Origin of the sequence: Ochrobactrum sp. SFR4, from assembly GCF_019730395.1 — a bacterium.
Lineage (GTDB): Bacteria > Pseudomonadota > Alphaproteobacteria > Rhizobiales > Rhizobiaceae > Pseudochrobactrum.
Genome location: NZ_JAAPBB010000656.1, coordinates 1 through 285, shown reverse-complemented (window position 1 = coordinate 285; position 285 = coordinate 1). Strand labels below are relative to the sequence as shown.

Sequence of the window (285 nt, the reverse complement as noted above, 5' to 3'; positions counted from 1 at the left end):
GACAAAAACAAACGCTCCAGTGGCAACTGGGCAGCTTTTGCTATCGCCAACCCAACCGATGAGCAAATTGACCGTCTGATTGTTGCCCCGCATTACCGCCTTGTAAAATCAGGTTTTGTCTGGCCGGATCTGGGATCTCAGCGTATTTCTTCTATTACCCCGAGTGAGGGCTTCGCTCTTGATCGTCAGGTCAGTCCTGATGCGGATGTGTTTCTGATTACTATCAATCCGGGCTCGGTGATTACACTGGTTGCGGAAATGGCATCCCCGAACCTGCCACAGCTC

The 285-nt window shown here is 51.6% G+C and carries 1 protein-coding gene; it reads left to right on the top strand.

The annotated features are described in order from the left end of the window. Positions 1-285 (top strand): 7TM-DISM domain-containing protein (locus HBA93_RS20685; protein WP_221724522.1); only part of this gene is annotated, 285 nt, incomplete at both ends.